The sequence below is a fragment of the Bdellovibrio bacteriovorus str. Tiberius genome (assembly GCF_000317895.1).
Classification (GTDB): domain Bacteria; phylum Bdellovibrionota; class Bdellovibrionia; order Bdellovibrionales; family Bdellovibrionaceae; genus Bdellovibrio; species Bdellovibrio bacteriovorus_F.
Window position 1 is genome coordinate 1,970,063 of sequence record NC_019567.1, and the last position, 17,665, is coordinate 1,987,727.

18 protein-coding genes are annotated in these 17,665 nt (G+C 50.0%); 12 read left to right on the forward strand and 6 right to left on the reverse strand.

The genetic code is table 11. The features are described 5' to 3' along the window. The first annotated feature begins 94 nt into the window (after nucleotides 1–94). The 3 genes from BDT_RS09405 (at nucleotide 95) to BDT_RS09415 (ending at nucleotide 6,808) form a co-directional block, all read left to right on the forward strand. Nucleotides 95–901 carry an alpha/beta hydrolase gene (locus tag BDT_RS09405; RefSeq protein ID WP_158320233.1) on the forward strand — a complete coding sequence of 269 codons (807 nt, stop codon included), beginning with the start codon at nucleotides 95–97 and terminating at the stop codon, nucleotides 899–901. A 69-nt stretch (nucleotides 902–970) separates the two neighbouring features. Beyond that, nucleotides 971–5,932, forward strand: a complete 4,962-nt coding sequence (locus BDT_RS09410) for a hypothetical protein (RefSeq protein WP_041577548.1) — start codon at nucleotides 971–973, stop codon at nucleotides 5,930–5,932. Nucleotides 5,933–6,064: 132 nt separating this feature from the next. Continuing rightward, nucleotides 6,065–6,808, forward strand: coding sequence for a DUF4423 domain-containing protein (locus BDT_RS09415; protein WP_015091007.1), 744 nt, complete (start codon nucleotides 6,065–6,067; stop codon nucleotides 6,806–6,808). Between the two features lie 12 nt (nucleotides 6,809–6,820). Here the strand turns inward: BDT_RS09415 and BDT_RS09420 are convergent, their stop codons facing one another. Continuing rightward, complete coding sequence (locus BDT_RS09420) at nucleotides 6,821–7,168, reverse strand: FKBP-type peptidyl-prolyl cis-trans isomerase (protein WP_015091008.1); 348 nt, start codon at nucleotides 7,166–7,168, stop codon at nucleotides 6,821–6,823. A gap of 101 nt (nucleotides 7,169–7,269) precedes the next feature. Next, nucleotides 7,270–7,746, reverse strand: coding sequence for a hypothetical protein (locus BDT_RS09425; protein WP_235046329.1), 477 nt, complete (start codon nucleotides 7,744–7,746; stop codon nucleotides 7,270–7,272). Nucleotides 7,747–7,894: 148 nt separating this feature from the next. Here BDT_RS09425 and BDT_RS09430 point away from each other — a divergent pair, with 148 nt between their 5' ends. From BDT_RS09430 to BDT_RS09445, 3 genes are all read left to right on the forward strand, one after another. Next, the gene (locus BDT_RS09430) at nucleotides 7,895–8,644 is read left to right on the forward strand and encodes a hypothetical protein (RefSeq protein WP_015091010.1); all 750 of its coding nucleotides are present in this window, start codon (nucleotides 7,895–7,897) and stop codon (nucleotides 8,642–8,644) included. A 132-nt stretch (nucleotides 8,645–8,776) separates the two neighbouring features. Continuing rightward, entirely contained in the window at nucleotides 8,777–9,154 is a 378-nt protein-coding gene (locus BDT_RS09435) for a hypothetical protein (RefSeq protein WP_041578318.1), read from the forward strand. Between the two features lie 416 nt (nucleotides 9,155–9,570). Then, nucleotides 9,571–9,753, forward strand: a complete 183-nt coding sequence (locus BDT_RS09445) for a hypothetical protein (RefSeq protein ID WP_041577552.1) — start codon at nucleotides 9,571–9,573, stop codon at nucleotides 9,751–9,753. 231 nt (nucleotides 9,754–9,984) lie between these two features. Here the strand turns inward: BDT_RS09445 and BDT_RS09450 are convergent, their stop codons facing one another. Next, entirely contained in the window at nucleotides 9,985–11,340 is a 1,356-nt protein-coding gene (locus BDT_RS09450) for a flavin monoamine oxidase family protein (protein ID WP_041577554.1), read from the reverse strand. Nucleotides 11,341–11,511: 171 nt separating this feature from the next. Here BDT_RS09450 and BDT_RS09455 point away from each other — a divergent pair, with 171 nt between their 5' ends. The 4 genes from BDT_RS09455 (at nucleotide 11,512) to BDT_RS09470 (ending at nucleotide 14,396) form a co-directional block, all read left to right on the forward strand. After that, nucleotides 11,512–12,051: a hemerythrin domain-containing protein gene (locus BDT_RS09455; RefSeq protein WP_015091013.1), complete on the forward strand. Its 540-nt coding sequence runs from the start codon at nucleotides 11,512–11,514 to the stop codon at nucleotides 12,049–12,051. 34 nt (nucleotides 12,052–12,085) lie between these two features. Further along, nucleotides 12,086–12,394: a hypothetical protein gene (locus BDT_RS09460; RefSeq protein ID WP_041577556.1), complete on the forward strand. Its 309-nt coding sequence runs from the start codon at nucleotides 12,086–12,088 to the stop codon at nucleotides 12,392–12,394. Nucleotides 12,395–12,468: 74 nt separating this feature from the next. Beyond that, on the forward strand, nucleotides 12,469–13,134 hold the full coding sequence (locus BDT_RS09465; protein ID WP_015091015.1) for a hypothetical protein: 666 nt from the start codon (nucleotides 12,469–12,471) through the stop codon (nucleotides 13,132–13,134). Further along, nucleotides 13,134–14,396: an APC family permease gene (locus BDT_RS09470; RefSeq protein WP_015091016.1), complete on the forward strand. Its 1,263-nt coding sequence runs from the start codon at nucleotides 13,134–13,136 to the stop codon at nucleotides 14,394–14,396. The genes BDT_RS09465 and BDT_RS09470 overlap by 1 nt, the downstream gene beginning before the upstream one ends. 8 nt (nucleotides 14,397–14,404) lie before the next feature. Here the strand turns inward: BDT_RS09470 and BDT_RS09475 are convergent, their stop codons facing one another. Next, nucleotides 14,405–14,776 (reverse strand): hypothetical protein, encoded by a 372-nt coding sequence (locus BDT_RS09475; protein WP_015091017.1) that lies wholly within the window; start codon nucleotides 14,774–14,776, stop codon nucleotides 14,405–14,407. A 181-nt stretch (nucleotides 14,777–14,957) separates the two neighbouring features. Here BDT_RS09475 and BDT_RS09480 point away from each other — a divergent pair, with 181 nt between their 5' ends. Beyond that, the gene (locus BDT_RS09480) at nucleotides 14,958–15,305 is read left to right on the forward strand and encodes a putative quinol monooxygenase (RefSeq protein WP_015091018.1); all 348 of its coding nucleotides are present in this window, start codon (nucleotides 14,958–14,960) and stop codon (nucleotides 15,303–15,305) included. Here BDT_RS09480 and BDT_RS09485 read toward each other — a convergent pair. Both BDT_RS09485 and BDT_RS19085 read right to left on the reverse strand, forming a co-directional pair. After that, the gene (locus BDT_RS09485) at nucleotides 15,302–15,775 is read right to left on the reverse strand and encodes a nucleoside deaminase (RefSeq protein WP_015091019.1); all 474 of its coding nucleotides are present in this window, start codon (nucleotides 15,773–15,775) and stop codon (nucleotides 15,302–15,304) included. The two genes, BDT_RS09480 and BDT_RS09485, sit on opposite strands and share 4 nt — an antisense overlap. A 13-nt stretch (nucleotides 15,776–15,788) precedes the next feature. Continuing rightward, on the reverse strand, nucleotides 15,789–16,250 hold the full coding sequence (locus BDT_RS19085) for a MarR family winged helix-turn-helix transcriptional regulator (RefSeq protein ID WP_158320234.1): 462 nt from the start codon (nucleotides 16,248–16,250) through the stop codon (nucleotides 15,789–15,791). An 87-nt stretch (nucleotides 16,251–16,337) separates the two neighbouring features. Here BDT_RS19085 and BDT_RS09495 point away from each other — a divergent pair, with 87 nt between their 5' ends. Next, nucleotides 16,338–17,660, forward strand: a complete 1,323-nt coding sequence (locus BDT_RS09495; RefSeq protein ID WP_015091021.1) for a TolC family protein — start codon at nucleotides 16,338–16,340, stop codon at nucleotides 17,658–17,660. Nucleotides 17,661–17,665: the final 5 nt, after the last annotated feature.

Consider the following 17,665-nt stretch of genomic DNA (forward strand, 5'->3'; position numbering starts at 1 on the left):
CCTAGAGTCAATGTCGAGATATGGTGAGTGACAGAGTGTCATGGGATATTACCAGCAATTTACAATAAAAACTGTTTCGGCGTACAATGTGAACATGAAAAATCAGGGATTTTCTTATTTGAAGCGCGTTGTTCGAGTTGTGGCCATTTCTTATCTGGGAATTGTGTTCTTGTTGTACTTCTTCCAAGAGCGCTTCATCTTTTTCCCTAAAGTTCTTTCTGCGGATTATAAATTTCAATTCGCCGGGGATTTTCAGGAAAAAATTCTGACTGTGGGCGATACTCAAGTTCACAGTTTGCTGTTCAAGGTTCCAGCTCCCAACGGGATGATTCTGTATTTCCACGGCAACGCCGGAGCCATGGACAGCTGGGGGGAAGTCGCCTTGGAGCTGTCGCAAAAATCCGGTTACAATGTTTGGATGGTGGATTACCCGGGATTTGGCAAAAGTACGGGGTCTGTCCGTTCGCAACAACAGCTGCTGGATGTGGCCCAGGCCTTTGTCAATGAGGCCCGGCGCGAGGGCCCAGAGCAGCGGTTGTTCATTTATGGCCGCTCGGTCGGTTCAGGAATCGCCGTAAAGACCGCCGCAGAAAATAAAGTTGATGGATTGATATTGGAAACTCCGTACACCAGTTTGTTTGAAATGGCGAAGCTGCGCTTTTCGTGGTTCCCACAGATTCTGTTGAAGTATTCGATGCCTTCAAGTCAGTGGATACAGAATGTGAACGCACCAATTTTGATAGTTCACGGCGACGCAGACCAGGTCATCCCGGCAGAGATGGGATACAAACTTTCTCAAGCTTCCAATAGGAGCACATACGTTCTTATTCCGGGAGGGAATCACAATAATCTCTCTGAATATGGAGCATACTGGGATGCTGTACTCTCTATCCTGAAGTAAGGAACACATTGTTAAGATTCAGAGAGGATTTTAGCTAAGAAGACTCGTGTTTCATCCGAAAAAAGAAACATGATCGGTTTTAATCTGGCACGTAATCTGGTGTTAGCCTCTCTGAAGTACGGTATTCCCGTAGCTTCGGTTGCTGTTGTTGCTCACTTTGTGGCGACTAAGCCTGTATCATCAGTTCAAGTCCAGTCTGAACAAAAGCAAAGAGCCCCGGCATCCGTTGTGATGTCTCAAGGCGGGACAGCGCCGTCAAATTATCAAAAAGAAAACCGATCCCATGGGTCCCATTTTTATCAGCAGCGTAGCAACCGTCCGGATTCAGGTTCTGCATCCAGCGATCTTGGTTATCGGGAGGTGGAGGCTCCGGCTCCACCGCAAGAATCCAGTTTAAATTCTCAAGGGTATAGTTCTTCTGATGGTCAGGACTTGTCGTCTTACGCCATGAACTCTTCCAGTGCTGGTGGTTCTCGCAGCAGTAACGTGGTGGCGCGTTCGACAGCAGGGAGCTTAAAATCCAGGAAAGATGATGACGAAGATGAAGAGTCCAGATCTGCCGAAGTGACGGCGGGGGCGGGTATTTCAACTGAGGCTGTTTCCGCAAAGGCCGAGTCGTCTTCAGGCAGCCGTCCTCGTGTGGATGTTCTATCGCCGCTGGTGAAGATCGCTTCGGCGCCGGCCTCGGTGGCGGAAACAGATTTTTCTGTGGAGTTTTCAGCCACTGATGATTCAGGTGTTGTCAGCTATTTCGAATGCCGTTTGAATTCAGAGCTTTGGGCGCGCTGTGAAAGTCCGGTTGTCTATTCTGATTTGGATGAAGGCGCTTACGCGTTTGCCGTGCGAGCTGCTGATAAATCCGGAAATGTCTCTGTGGCGGTCCAGCATGAATGGAAGGTGGACCTGACAGCTCCGGTCCTGACTATGACTTCTGTTCCAGCTTTAATGTCTAATTCTTTGATTGGTGTTTTTGGTCTGCATGGTGATGATGGGGTCGGTTCAGGGATTTTGAGATTTGAATGCAGCCAGGACGGAGTTCTTTATTCTGAGTGTCCCGCGATGGTGAGTATGGCGGTGACTTCAGGGGCGCGCACTCTGACGGCGCGGGCTATAGACAAGGTCGGGCATGAATCTTTGCCCGTGGCTTATTCCTGGGTGGTTGATATTATCGCCCCAACGTTGAATTTGACTTCAGTTCCAAATGTTCTGACGAACTCGACTTCTGCCACTTTTGATTTCCTGGGCAGTGACACGGGTGGATCTGACACGATTGCTGGCTATTTCTGTTCTGTGGATTCGGCAAGCTATGCTTCTTGCGTGCCGGGAGTGTCCTATGCGGCTTTGGCTGCAGGGGCAAAAACCTTTGACGTCTATGCGGTGGATGGGGCAGGCAATACGTCTATAGTTTCTCGTCATTTGTGGAAGATTGATATTGAGGCGCCGGTTGTAAGTTGGACGAAAGTTCCGGCGGTTCATTCCAATGAAAATCCCACGTCCTTTGAATTTTCTGCTGCTGATACCGGGGGTGGAGTTGTCACTGGATTTGAGTGCCGCGTGAACAGTGGTGCTGTTGCTGCTTGTTCCAGTCCGTTTTCTACGGGCGCGCTGGGTGATGCCGCGCACTCATTTGCCGTCAGAGCTTTCGATTCTGCGGGAAATGTCGGGGCGTTTATAACGCATTCCTGGAGCCTGGATACATCAATTCCAGTTTTGACCGTAACAACGCCAGCTGCCAACAATCAGGTAATCCCTGCTGCCAGCGTGGCTAATTTTACATTTGCCGGCAGTTGTTCTGAAGAGGGGCGTGCTGTGAGTCTGTCAGGCGCAGTTGCCGCGGCGACAACGTGTACTGCCGGTGCCTGGACAGTGTCTTTGGATTTACATTCTTTGACGGATGGTCCGGTTGCAATCGTGGTCAGTCAAACAGATGTGTCTGGAAATACAGCCACGGCGTCTCGCACAGTTTTGAAAGACACAACAGCGCCGCAAATCAGTCTGGGGACTGTGGCTGCGAAAAAAGGCGGCGATGCCACAGGTCTGTCATGGACTATGACAGAATATACCGCGCCTGCGGGATCTAATTTCCAGATCGATATCTTTGACGGCAGCAGTTGGTCGGCGTGGGGCAGTAAGGCAGCTACGGCAGGAGTGAACAGTGCCGTGGCTTACACCGCGTCCAGCCTGACGGTTCCGGTCCTTAATACGACACATGCCCAAGTTCGGGTGTCCTTCACAGATGCAGCAGGAAACCACACTGCAGTGACTTCCAGCGATTTCTTGATCGACAGTCTGGGGCCTGTTGTGGGCAGCGTGACGGTGAATAGCGGGGACGGGCAAAGCTCCAATAACAATATTGCTATTGCGGCAAGTGTTACGGATGTTCTTTCCAGGGTCCTGAAGGTTTGTACAAAAAACACCAGCGTTCAGCCTTTGGTGTCGGATGGTTGCTGGGTTAATCTGGCAAGTTATGGTGTGACTCCGGCACAAAGTATTTCCACGTCAGACATCTATCATAACGTGGGTCTGGCTTCGGGTTCTTACAATGTGCATGTATGGTTTATGGACGAGGTCGGAAATATTTCCCCAGCTGGCGGTAATTCGGGTGTTGTGACTTACAATTCTCCGACGCCGCCATTGATTGAAAATCTGCAGGTGTCATCGACCGACACCCCTTCGGTGCCTTTAAGCAGCACGGATCTTATGGTCGGGGCTGGGCAAAGCATTTATGTGAAATGGAAAGTTTCCAGCACCTCGGGTCTGGGATCTGCTCCTGTGAAGATCTCCTATTCTGTTGATGACCTTACCTATTCAGGCGGTCCGGCTTCAGCGCTGGCGAATGCTGCCAATGGTGCTTGTGCACTGACGGGCGGATTTACAGGTTGTGCTGTTTTGCCGGCGCCGCAAGGAACGTACTTTAAAACGCGCGTGGAAATCACCGATACCAAAGGATTTATCAGTGTCAGCGTCAGTAACTCGATGAATGCGGGGGCGGTGCGTTTTGTTGCCGGAAGCACGGATCTGGGGTTGGGCGCCAGTGCGAAATCAGCTATTCTGCAGCCTGAATCCACAAACGGCATTGCGGTGCTTGATGATGGGCGCATGTTCCTGATCGACACCCGCGGTTTGACTTGGGTGAATCAGGCCACCGGGGTGTACGAGGTGATTGCCAAAAAGACCGGAACCACCAGCGGGGATGGCGGGGCGCTTGCCAGTGCCACCTTCACAACCCTGACGGGCATTTATGTTGATAACAACAACAATCTGCTGATTGTGGATGGCAAGCGCGTTCGTCGTGTGAATACCAAATTGGCCAATCTGCCAATTTCCACCATTATTGGCGGCGGGACCGATGGGGCGGATTCTGTGGCCGTGGCCACGAACTTCCTGGCGCCGAATAATATTGGTCGCATGTTTATTTCTCCGAACGGGGATATCGTCTTCCGTACTGATGGTACTAATGGAAAGCTTCGCAAGTACACGGCTGCAACCGGCGTGATTTCTGCCATTCAAATGAAAGGGACAGGAAATACCTTCAGTGCTTCGCAAAACGTGGCTTTGTGTGCGTGGCAGGATTATGCGGTGGCCTTCAAACCAACGGGTGAAATCGAACGTCTGTTATGGAAAGTGGAATCAACAGGTCTGACCGGAAACTGTCCATTCGGTTCAACGGCGGAATGGAAAGGGTATGCTCAGGTGGATCCAGCGACTGGCGATGCCATGCTGCCAGCGCCGGATTGGATCGTTCCTTCAGCACAAGGGCGTCGTGAGTACAGTAACTTCTATAACAATAAAAACGGTGACTTGATTGCGGCGGCTTCAAGTAGCGCCTCGTCGTCCAAGGCCGTTTATAAATTTGATACAACGACCCTGAAGTGGACCACCCTGTACGGAAAGAATGTGCACGGGACCTGTGATGAAGGAACGGATCAGGACAAATGTGCGATTGCGGTCAGCAGTCTTTCGTTCAATTCTCAAGGTCAGATTTTCTATGTGGATGCCAAGAATCGCACAGTGCGCACCATTGATGCTGATTCAAAGATTCGCAATCTTGCGGGGGATCCGCTGGGATCTCCGGATGGAATTCAGCCGGCCTTGGCGCGTTTTGCTGATATTACGGACGTTAAAGAATACGTTCATAACGGCATCCGCGATTTCTATGTCTTCGACTTGGGTAATAGCCGCATCCGTCAGTTCCAGGAAGGTGTGGGTCTGACAACCGTGGCCGGAGCACAGGTTTCCACCGGTGCTGCCAATGGTGATGTCGCGGCGACAACCACAATGAACACCACCGCTGACAGTCAGCCGCATCGTTTCAATGTGGATGCTGCCACCGGGGATATTTACTACCCGCGATCTGGTGGGATGCTGAGCCGTATCGTGCGTGCCACGGGATTGTGGGAAGATCTGACAAACTCAGGATTCGGTTATGGACCGGCTCCTTCCGGGTTGGGGAATGGTCATATTCTTCTTTATACTTTCCATTACAGTCAAACTTTGGGTCATATAAATCCTTCTTTGTCCATCGTGAACCTGACGGACAAGTCGCGCACCGTGATCGCAAACCCACCGGCGAACACAGTGGCGACAAACGTGTTTTGTGCTGAAGGTACGACTTTGAAAGGCAGCTGTATTCCTATGGGATATCGTAACAACGCCAAACACCAGGGCAAGTATGATGTCGCGACGGGCAAGTGGATGTCCCATGATGGGGATGGGAACGGTCGTTTCGTTCTGGTGGACTTTGCCGGGGCGGGCATCATGGGCGCAGATCTTGTTAAGGTGAATCGCACGATCATCGGTTTTGATTCCGATCGTAATGTCGGTTTATCCAAAAACAACATCTATGCGTGCGCAAGTAATGGGCTTCTATATAAATATGATTTGAATAACAGCAATCAGGAAACAGCGCTGCCTCTGCCGAACACGACTTTTGTGTGCGAAGGGGCGGTAAACTATTCTCCGGGCCGAAATTCCCTGTTCTTCATCTACAAACAAAATGGTTTGAAGGGTGTTGCTGAATACAAACTGTAGTTTTGTTCCGTGAGCATCGTTGAATGAAAAGATGTGTTCCCTCTGAGGGATGCGAGGAACTAAACGATTATATAAGTCTTGCCAGTGCACCCAAAAAAGTTGAAGAATTTCTCAAGATTTTTTTGGAGATGTATGTCGAATCCGTTCGGTAATTTTTTGAAAAGCAAACTCGATGAAATTCAAAAACGAAATCCACGTTTTTCTTTCCGGTCCCTGGCAAAAAAAGTAGCAATATCTCCAGGCTGTTTGAATGAACTTATGCATGGTAAAAGACCTTTGAGTGAATTTTACGCCAGTAAAATTGTTCTGGGGCTTGAGCTGGGTGTGGAAGAGCGCAATCAGGTTTATTCCATGATCGCCACGCGCTCGCGCAAATTCGGTGTGCAAAAACGATTGACCGAACAGCAGTTGGAGCTGATTTCCAGCTGGGAGCACTTTGCGATTTTAAATCTGATGCGCATCCCGCAATTTCAATCCAGCGAAAAATGGATCAGCCAGCGACTGGCGATACCGGTGGAAAAAGTGCAGCACAGTCTGGATTTGTTGATGAATCTTGGTTTTATCAAGATGCAAGGGGCCACCTTTGTGCGCACGGTGGCAAGCCTGGGGACATCCTCTGATATTCCAAGTCATGCCCTGGTGCAGGCCCACGTATCTGATATGAACAAAGCTATAGAGGTGCTGAAAGTGACAACGACAGACCGCCGGGACTATTCTGCGATCACCATGGCTTTTAATCCCGATAAAATGACCGAAGTCAAAGCGCTGATCAAAAAGTTCCGTCAGCGCCTGACCTTGCTGGCTGAAGAAGGCGAGCCCTCCGAGGTCTATAATCTGAATATCCAGTTCTTCCCTTTGACTGTGCCCATTCAATAGCGAGTAAGGGTCTTACTCGCGCGGGCGGGCTTCGATCAGTTCAACGTGAAAAATCAGGTTGGAGTGGGGTTTGATAAACTGCCCGATTTGGCGCTCGCCATAGGCCAGGTGGGCGGGCACATAGATCGTGCGCTTTCCGCCTTCCTTCATGCCTAAAAATCCAAGACTCCAGCCGGCGATCACTTTTTTGGATCCCACCACAAATTCAAATGGGCGGCCGTGGTCATAGCTTGAGTCAAACTTGGTTCCGTCTTCCAGAAAGCCTTCATAGTGGCAAAACACCAAAGCGCCTTTGCTGGCGGTCTGGCCGGTTCCAATAACGGTGTCGGTGATTTTTACTTCAGGCAGTTCAGATGTCATGGCGACATACTACGTAAAGACGGCAAAAGCGGCAATGGGGAAAATAAAAAAGGCGCTGACTTCCAGCCAGCGCCTTTTGGATTCGAATCCAGCAAAGGGTCTTATTTGCAAGTTTCGATGTATTTGTTCACAGCAGAGATCGGACGCTCACGTCTCCAGTCAGCCTGCTCATATTTGTACTGAGTGTAGGAAGTGGAGAACATAGTGTCTTTCATAACAGAGCTTACGCAACGTGGGTATGCAGAGTCATTGCGGTTCCATTTTTGGCAAACTTCTTTTTTTGTGAAAGCAGAAACGGTTTTTGTTGTCGCAGGAACAGTCACCATTTTACGGCCCACGCATACTTTTTTAGGGCGAGTGGAATCAGAGTAGTCTGTTTTTACAGAATCGCAGGTTTCAACAGTGTGCTGAGCCACGAAGATTTTGAAAGAATCTTTGCCGGCGTTCAGGCAGATTTGCTGAGCTGTAACATAGCCACGAGCTGGGATGTACGGGTTGGAAGAGCTGTTGTAAACGATTTCAGTGGCAGCAGTAGCCAAAGTCGGCAACATCATAAGCATAGCGATCATCAGTTTCATAAAAACTCCTTTTGTTTTGATGTCGAGATGTTTGACATAGATAATTTTCCAGGACAAGCGGTGCTCCATGAAAACCTTTCACTGCCCTTGTGAACGTTCACTAAACCTGTGAACGGTTGGTGGGGCCTTGAGGTATAAGGGTCCCACGATGAATAAGTCTGATATTCTGAACTACAAGGATTATCGCGCCTTTCTGGCGGACTATAACAGTTGGCGCAGTGAAAACCGCGCAGGCTGGAGTCTGTCCGTGTGGACTCGTCATCTGGGTCTTTCCTATCCATCCGCTCTGTCGATGATCCTGAATCGCAAAAGACATATCGGCGACAAGCTGCTGGATACCATGTGCCAGTACTTCGAGTTCTCTGAGCTTGAAAAGAATCACTTCGCCAATCTGGTGAAATACGAAAAATCCATCGAAAGCAGCACACTTCGTATCATGGTGCTGAACCATCTCGACGGGGATAAGAAGAACTCGCTGGCCCGCTATATCGTGCGCGAAGGTCTGCGCATGCCTCGCTTTGAAGATGCCGAAAGCCTGGCCGAGATGCTGGCGCCGATTCTGGGAATGAAGTCTTCAGAGGTTCTGGTTTTAGAGCCCGGGGTTCCGGAAAAGCCGGATCCCAAATCCATGCACCAGGAAGTGCTGGGACTGCTGGATCGGTCCTTTGATTTGGTTCCCAAAGAGTCCCGTCAGTATTCGACAAACTTCATCCGCATGGAGTCTTCGCGTCTGCCCGATGCTATTGCCCGCCTGCGGGCCTTTCAGCGCGAGTTTATCGCAGAGTTTGACTCCGAGGTTGGGGATTCCCTTGTGTGCTTCCAGAATGCCGTATTTGCAATGCTAAAAGAGTCTGCTCCAAGCCAAGAGACTTTGCCATCTTCCAAAAATCGGACCTGATCGTTCCGCGAATTTCCGCCTATATTGCGCTTTTCAGAGCTGCGGCATCTATTGAGCCCGGCTTTTTTAGTTCGTATAGTTTTTGGCGTGAAGAGAGAATTGGAAATTTTAACGAAAGGTTTTCCTGTGAAAATGCTTCTGACTGCTTTTGTTTCTTTGTTGTCTTTGTCTGCAACTGCGCAAGCCGCTGTTATGCAAGTGGACTGTGTTGGTGCTGACACTCAGATTACTGCAAACCTGATTGTTGAAGGTCGCAAGGTGACAGGTTTTGTGGCAGCGGCGGGTTCTGGCATTGATGCTTTCCAAGCTGATGCCAATGGTTCTTACATCTTCTATAAAGCGGGCGAGTACTATACAGATTTCGATCTTGAGATCATCGAGTTCTGGGGTATTTCCGGTGATCAGTCCGTAGGCTACAAATCCTACACTGATAAAAACGGTAAATTTGTTCAGACCGTATTGGTGAATAAAAAAGCGGTTAATGCCCAGTGCATGATCGGTAAGCAGTAGTCCTTTCAAATACAAGGATGGCTTTAATTAAGGCGCCGGGGAAGTCCCAGCGCCTTTTTAATTGGTTTTCAGTCATGCAAAATACGCATATCTGGATTCCGACTATGCACTCGCTGTTAACGGGCCCTTTGGGTATATTGCCTTCAAGAAGCAATTACGAAAAAAGGAGGCTTCCATGATGGGATTTATTGAATCTCTTAAAGTGAAACTGTTCGGACCATCCGTTCTAGAATGCCTGGCACATTTAGACTAGGCCCACTTAGGCCGTAGACTGTGGCCGTGAACAAGCCCGCTAATGCAGCGGGCTTTTTTATTTTCTGGACACTGGACTTTCGATATCGCTGCTTTTGCACAGGGGTCCAGTACCATCAGGCCTCCCGGGGCTTATCATAGGGTAGGTTCAAAGGGAGGTCTTTATGGCTACCAATAAAAACTTTAACGAAAGAAATGCGGATAAAAACAGCAGTGTAAAACAACCTGCCAGTAAACCCGCTGAAAGAACCGAAAGAACACAGCAGCCTTCCCATACAGAAGGTGACAACAGAAGCTCTCGCTCAACCACAGAAAGATACTCACGCGATGAGGAAATGGAAGAGTGATGAACTTGTGATATTTGCAAAAGAGGGGCGTTAAGGCCTCTCTTTTGTTATGGAGGTGTTATGGAAGAGCTTTCGTCAAATATTTCTCAAACCTCACGACGTTTTCCGCTGACCGCCTTGTTAGGGGTGTTCGGAGGCGCGGCCGTAGGTCTCTATTTCTACAACAGATATAAAAAATCAAACCGGGACAATACAGGGTTTTTACGAGAACAGCAGGAAGTCGACACTTCTTCAGAGGATTCCTTCCCGGCCAGTGATCCGCCGTCCTGGAGCAGTGGGCATAACACGGACTGGCACTGAAAGCAGTTCAATGGCCTGTCTGGCGGCCCGTTGACCGCTTTGCAGGGCTCCGTGCACAGTGCCCTGATCTGCCGGGCGAGCCGTGGCCTCTCCGGCAATGATGATCTTTTGTGCGAATGGCAGGTGCAGGCTGTGCGGGGTGTTTTCTTTTTGCAGGCCAATGTAGGAATAGGCTCCCAGGCTGAACGGGTCCGCTGACCAGTTGTGGGTAAAGTGGCGGCTGTATTGGGCGTTTATGAACGTGCTGGTTCGGCGGGTGATAAACGCCAGGGACTTCAGAGCTGCGGCAACACGTCCGGATTCTTTCCAAAAACTCATTTCGTAAGCGCGGGGGCCGCCTTGCCATGCGACCAGAAGGTTGTTGTGTACGGGCAGTTGAGTCCACCAGGTGGGGAAATCAATCCGGGGATCCGCGTGCAGAAATCCTGCGCCCCGGTCGGTCAGGTTTTCCCAAAAACGAGTTTTAAATTCAAAAGTGATGCGCTGGATGTGACCACAGTGAAGGACGTCCAGGGCCTTTTGCAACGACGGAAGTGGAGGATCCACGACCAGTTTTTTAACAACACCCAAGGGCAGGGTGATGACCACGATCGGTGCCTGCAATTTGAAGCGTCTTTTGGAAAGTCGATGATATCCGTGAATCTCGATGCTCTCAGGAGTGTGACATAATTTCTGCACCACGCGACCCAGAAGTAAACTCGAGGATTCTTGCACAGCCTGTTTTTTCAAGTTCTCGATAATGAAAGAATATCCCTGCTGGGGACGGAACTCGGTTTTTTCCTTCAGCTGCGGTTCGTCGACCTGTTCTGATTCGGCCAGATATTTTTCACCAACGAAATTCAGATCCGCCGCCAAAAAGCCTTCTACATAAGAAATGAAATTTTGTTTTTGAAAGGGGGATTCAAAGGTGTGGCTGTTGATAAATTCCTGGCCGGTCCGGTCGCGTTTTCTTTCTTTTCTCAGGTGCGATGAAACTTTGTCCATTTCTTCCCAGAACCGGGGCTTTTCGAGAATGCGTTTTTTATGGATCTGGTGCCGATGGTCGGTGACCTCGATAAACGAACCCCCTTGAGGTGTCAGCAGGTCAAAGATCTCTTTGTGTGCGCCATGAATGAATTCAGCACCGTATTCGATCAGCGGTGACGCTGATGGATGACTCCAGGCGCGTCCTCCGACCCGGTCCCGCGCTTCCAGAATCACAAAGGGGATATTCTGTTGTCTTAGTTCCCGGGCGCAGCTCAGACCCGCGGCCCCAGCGCCCACAATGATGACCTTGGGCTGCTTCATAGAACCTCCTGGGATCAGTTTTTCTTTCTTCGTGGAAAAGTTCAAAATGTATGATCTCACAACAGCAGCGACAATAGGCTGGGTGGGACGCTGTTGTTTAAAAGTATTCGGTATTTTAAGCACCTTTACGCGGGGCCTTTCGTAAAATCAGGGGATACAAAGGGGGACTCCATGCAGATTTACGAACTTCTGAAAAAGGACCACCGGGAAGTGAAAAAAATGTTCGAACAAGCGCAAGGCGCTTTGGATGATGGCAACCTGTTTGAGGCGGAAAAAGTGTTTTACAAGATTCGCACTGAGCTGACTGCTCATGCCAAGTCCGAGGAAGAGGTGTTTTATCAACCCCTGAAAGCTCTGGCGCGTGATGAAAAATCCGAAGAGCTCAGTTGGGAGGGTCAGGAAGAACATCATGTCATTGCCCTGCTGCTGAATGAGCTGTCACGTCTTGGTGCGAGTGAACCTTCGTGGAAGGCCAAGTTGACCGTTCTGAGTGAGCTGGTCGATCATCACGTCGAAGAAGAGGAAGGGGAGATATTCAAAGCCGCGAAAAAGCATTTCTCGGATGCCGAGGCGGTGGAGATCGCAGAACAGATGACGGCACTGAAAGAGCGCTACAAAACCATGATCGATGATGCGCTGGAAGAGGATGTGGAGATATTCACCCATCCGGTGCGCAAGATTCCGTCAGAGGGCTTGCGTCCATCTGCGTGAGGTGAGAAGCTGTGGGTCGAAAGAGGGGACGACCATGCGTATCAGGCAAGTGGGTTTTTCGTCACGTCTGAAGGCTCACAGAAAAATTCTGACCCTGGAGACGCTGAAATTTATTGTCGAGTTTTTCAAGGACCGCGACGCCCGGATGGCGGCGTTGCGATCGGGTGTGCCTGAAAACTACGCTTCCCGACAGGGCCAGTGGCTAAAAAAGCATCCGATTGTGCTGGCGGCGATGGAAGCGGATCTGGATGATCGTGAGATGTTAAAGCTTGAAAAGGCTCTGGTCGAAATTGACCGCCAGATGGAGACCTGCAAAGAAATTCTGGGTCTGCAGGATTTTTAGCAGCTCTTGTATTTTCACCTCGAAGCTACCGTCTGAAAATAATGTCACTAAACTGAGGGTAAAAGAGGTGACCTATGGCGCACGGTTTTTTCCTTTCAACAACCCTCGGCGTTCTTCTTTTCAGTCTTCAGATATTTGCCGCCACTCCGAAAGAGGCAGACCTGGTTTTGGCGCAGGCTCATCAGAAGATGATCCTGCTGGTGGACGGACTTTTTAATTCCGGCCAGATCACTGAAATCGACAAGTTGCTTTTGGTGTCGGATCTGAATGGCTATAAAACAGCTTATATGGCCTACTCCAATGGGGCAGCGCAAACCCACACGTATCTGAAAAACAAGAAGCAGCGTGAAGATTATTATGCCAATAAAATTCTGTATGTCTCCAGCCGCCTGGAAAATCTGGCAGCCAATCCGGCGGGCAATATTGCTGATATCACTGAAGAGGTGACGGATTTTGTTCCGGCGGACAGCAAGTGCGGGGTGCCGGTGGATCTTCCATGTGTGGCCCATGAAGTGGAACTGCGCATGGATATTATTTATCTGAATATCAACAAACGCAGCTCCAAGGTGCGGGCAAAGTTTAAAAAGGTGGCCGATCAGGGGCTGCATGCGGCAGAGCTTTATGCCCGCATACTGGCTTCACTGCGAACTGATAGGGGCGCTTTATACCCGACCGAATACATTTACAATAAAGACCGTCTGGTTATGAGTGTGAAACAGGAAATTGAAGAGGGATACTAGTGCAAAAGTCCCTGGGCCTGATAATGCTGATCTTTTATGCCACGGGTATGATCCTGGGGGCGGGTGTTTATTCGGTGATTGGCAAGGCGGCCGGAGTCGCGCATGAAGGATTGTGGCTTAGCTTTTTGCTGGCGGCGGTGGCGGCGCTATTGACGGCGCTTTCTTATGCGGAGCTTTCGACTCTTTTTCCCAAGGCAGGCGCTGAATATGTTTATATGAAAGAGATCTTTCCGCAAAAAAAGATCCTTTCTTTTTTGTGCGGCTGTTTGATGATCTTCGCGGCGATTTGCACGGCATCAACTGTGGCACTTTCTTTTGCCGCGTATCTGCAGGATTTTTTCAAAGCACCGGAAGCCTTGGTGGCTATGGCGGTGCTGGCGCTTTTTACCTTGGTGAATATCTGGGGGGTGCGCGAATCGGGCTGGATGAATATTGCATTCACGCTGGTGGAGTTGTCGGGTTTGGTGATTTTTGTCTATATGGGATTCAAACAGCCGGAATTTGGCAAAGCGCTTTCGGCTCCGCTTTCCTGGGGGGTGGCGACTGGAGCCTCGCTGATCTTTTTTGCGTATCTGGGATTTGAGAATATGGTGAACTTGGCAGAAGAGGCCAAAGAGCCTGAAAAGAATATTCCTCGCGCCATCTTAATCAGTCTGGTGTTAACGACGGCAGTCTATGTGGCGGTCAGTCTGGCGGCGCTGGCGTTGATGAATCCGGAAGATTTGCAAAGTTCAGATGCGGTGCTAAGTGAAGCTCTGCTTAAGCATTCCCCGGAAGCTGCTAAAATGCTGGGAGGTATCGCTCTGTTTGCTACAGCCAACACAGTCATGATCGCCCTGTTGGCGGCCAGCCGGATCGGTCTGGGGATGGCGCGGGGCCGGGATTTGCCAAAAATGTTTGCAGCGATCTTACCCAAGCGGCAAAGTCCATGGCTGGCGTCACTTTTGGTGTTTGCCTTGGCTTTGTTGTTTTTGCCACTGAAGAAAATTGAAATTATCGCCAGCGTTTCTTCATTTGTGACGATTGTGGTTTTTATTGTCGTCAATGCGGCTGTCATATACCTGCGTCGAAAAGAGCCCAAACGAAAAAGACCGTTTCGGGTTCCGGGATCCGTCGCCGGATGGCCAGTGCTGCCGGTTTTGGCAGCGGGGATTGCTTTGTTCTTTTTATTTAATTTTGAAGAGCAGGTTTACTATGTCGGTGTGGGTATTGTGATTTTTGTACTGGTGGTGTATCAGGCGCTGCATCGGCGCCGCGCCTGATAGATGAACTACTTGGCTTTTTCTTTTTTGCAGGTTGGGTAAATGGCCTGACCAGACCATGTGCCGTCTTTGCAAGTCAAAGTGTCGGAAATGCAGATTTCATCCGCAGGAACGGAAGGTTTCAGCCAGCCTGTGGCTTTGCCGCCGTCCGGGATTGTTCCCAGCGGGGTATCACAGCTTCTTTTTTCGCTGACCACCGGGGCTGCTTTGGAAGGGGAAGCTTCAATGGCCGTTGGGGCCGCACCTTCGTACAAGCGTGTCCCGCCGCCCGGAGGCGGGGATGCTTTAGGCAGCTCGGCTTCAGCAGATGGAGTGGCTTTTGGCTGACTGGAGCAGCCTGCAACAAGAATCAGGGTGGCAATCATGATGAGTGTTTTCATATTCTTAGTTTGCTTTCAATAGTAACCAATTAACAAGTTCCAATTTGTATTTTTGCCTGGATCACAGGTCCAAGGTTTGAGTCTGGCCGCGAAGTTTGTCTGAGAGCTGACAGAGGGAATTCTTGTCTCTTGGTGTTCGCAGAAAAATGGCATGTACTCAAAGGCAACAAGAGAGGTTTTTATGGTTCAGTGTGCACTGTTGGTTCGCTTTGAGGCCAAGCCCGGGAAAGAGGCTGAGGTGGAAAGATTTCTAAAAAATGGTCTGGCGCTGGTGGAAGATGAACCAGAAACCACGGCATGGTTCGCCTTAAGATTGAATTCTCACGAGCTCGGGATTTTTGATGCGTTTCCGGATGAATCGGGGCGAAAAGCGCACTTGGCGGGAAAGGTGGCTGAAGCCTTGTTTGCGCAGTCGCCTGATTTGTTTGCGGCCGAGCCCCGCATCGAGCAGATTGACGTGATTGCCGACAAGCTGCCGGGCTCCGGAAAAAGTGCGCGAGAACTTCCTCCGGAAGCTTACGCACCTTAAGTTTTTTGCTGCAGCCTTTTCCAGCCTTCGTAAAGTCGGTCCCTGGCGCCGACCAGCGGGGTGTGGGTGATCTTGATGGATTGTTCGGGAAGGGCTTTTTGCATTTGTTCATAGATGCGTGCCGTGGAAAGTCCCACGGCTTCGCCATCGTCGTTTGAAAGCGCGTAATACACTTCCTTGATGCCGGTCATATGCATCGCTGCCAGGCACATCGGGCAGGGTTGGCCGCTGGCATAAATCACGCAGCCATCCAAACGCGGGCTTTCCAGCACCTGACTTGCGGCCCGAATGGCAGAAAGTTCGGCGTGAGAGGTGGGATCTTGTGTCAGCAGGATCTGATTCACTCCGGTGGCGATGACTTCATTGTTTTTAACCAGCACGGCTCCAAAAGGACGGCCATGGTGTTCTTGCAGGTTTTCTGCGGCAAGATTCACGGCCATTTCCAAAAATCTGATTTGATCGTTGTTCATGAAGAACTCCTTCTTAAGTAAGAAGTTTTGGCAGGATTTCTTTCAGCAGGTCTTTGTCTTTTTTGGACAGGGGCGAAAGGAATTCGTCTTCCACCTGTCTTTGCGTTTTGGCGATGGTGTCAAGGTCCTTCGCCCCTTTCGGGGTCAATTCAATGACCTTGATGCGGCGGTCCTCCGCGCCGGGTATCCGACGTACATATTTCAATTTTTCCAGTCCATCGATGAACTTTACCATGGAGGCTTTGTCTATATACATTTCCTGCCCCAGGACGATTTGACTCTTAGGCCCTTGAACTTGAAGAAGCTTCATAATTCCCAGTTGAGGACCGACAATCTTATGTTGAAGCAGGGCGCGTCCCATCATGTCCTTGTATCTAAGTGCACACTTATTGAGACAGTACCCAAAGAAGGCCTTTAGAACAGGATTGAACGAGGTGGCATCGCAGCTGGAAGGGGTTGCGGATGATTTTTTCAAAGAAGACCTCCTGTTTGATAGATCGTAACACAAACCGTTTGCAACGCAAACCATTTGGGCGTACAACCAATAAAGATTAGGTGGCTTATGATCACATTGAAATACTACGGCAAAGTTCTTGTTGTTGGTGCGCTGCTGGGGGGCTCTCTCCATTCTCAGGCGGCGGGTCTGCATCTGCAGGATGCCTTGAATGAAGCTCTGAACAACTCTCCGAAAGTGCAAAAATCCGAATCCCAATACCGCGAAACCGGCTGGAAAAAGACAGAGTCCTATTCCGGATTTCTGCCCACGCTGTCGGCTCAGGCCAGTTACCTGTTTGATAAGAAGTACGCCCTGGTGGATGTAAATCTTAATAATGTGCCTTTGGCGATTCCGCAGGTGGTCCCGACGACCAATGCCTATTTGACGGCTCAATGGTCGGTCTTTGATGGCTTCGCCAGTACGAACCGGTACCTGAGTGCGGATGCTTTTAATGAATCCGCCAAGAGCGACTTTGACTGGACCCGTTTTCAGGTCCAGCGCGAAGTGACAGTGCTGTTCTATAAGGCACTGGCGGCCAAAGAACTGAAAACCGTGGCTGAACAAAACGTGCGTGCCCTGGAAGATCATCTGAAAGACGTGCGTCTGTTTAAAAAAGTAGGCTCTTCGACCAATTACGATGTTCTGCGCGTCGAAGTTCAGATGAGCGAGGCTCAATCCGAACTTTTAAATGCCACGGATAACGTCGAACTTTCCCGCGGACGCTTAAGTGAGTCGCTGGGAATGGATCAGGATGTGCCAGAGGTCGATGGGATTCTGCCGCGCTTGAGTCCGGAGGTTGTGGCAAAACTTGATAAAGCAACCCTGGAAGATCGCAAGGATCTGCAGGCTTTGCGTCAGCGCGCCGAAGGATTTAAGCACCAAGAGGACTCTGCGGAAAAATACTGGGTGCCGCGCATTTCTTTAATTGGTCAGTATCAGTACTACAACAATCGCAATGACCGCTTTGATGATTTCGATCAGTTCCGTGATGCCTACCAGTTCGGTGTGATGCTGAATTGGAATTTGTTCGACGGAATGACCTCGATTTCCCGTTCCAAGCAAAGCATTGAACAAAAATACCAGGCCGAAAAGACCGTGCGTCAGGCCGAGCTGAAAAGTCAGCGCGACTTCGACATGTGGAAAAAGAAATTTCTTTATTACTGCAAAGTCTATGAAGCCCGTTTGAACGATATTTCCAAATCAGAGGAAAGCGTTCGTCTGGCCCGTGAAGGTCAGAAAGTCGGGGCCCGCACCAATACGGATGTGTTGGATGCCGAGGCCGAACTTTACCGTGCTCGCGCGGGGGCGGTGAATGCTCAGGTCGGGGCGATCGAAGCGATCGTCAATCTGGAGCTTAGCACCGGTCAGCAATTGGTTAATTTTAATTAAGGATC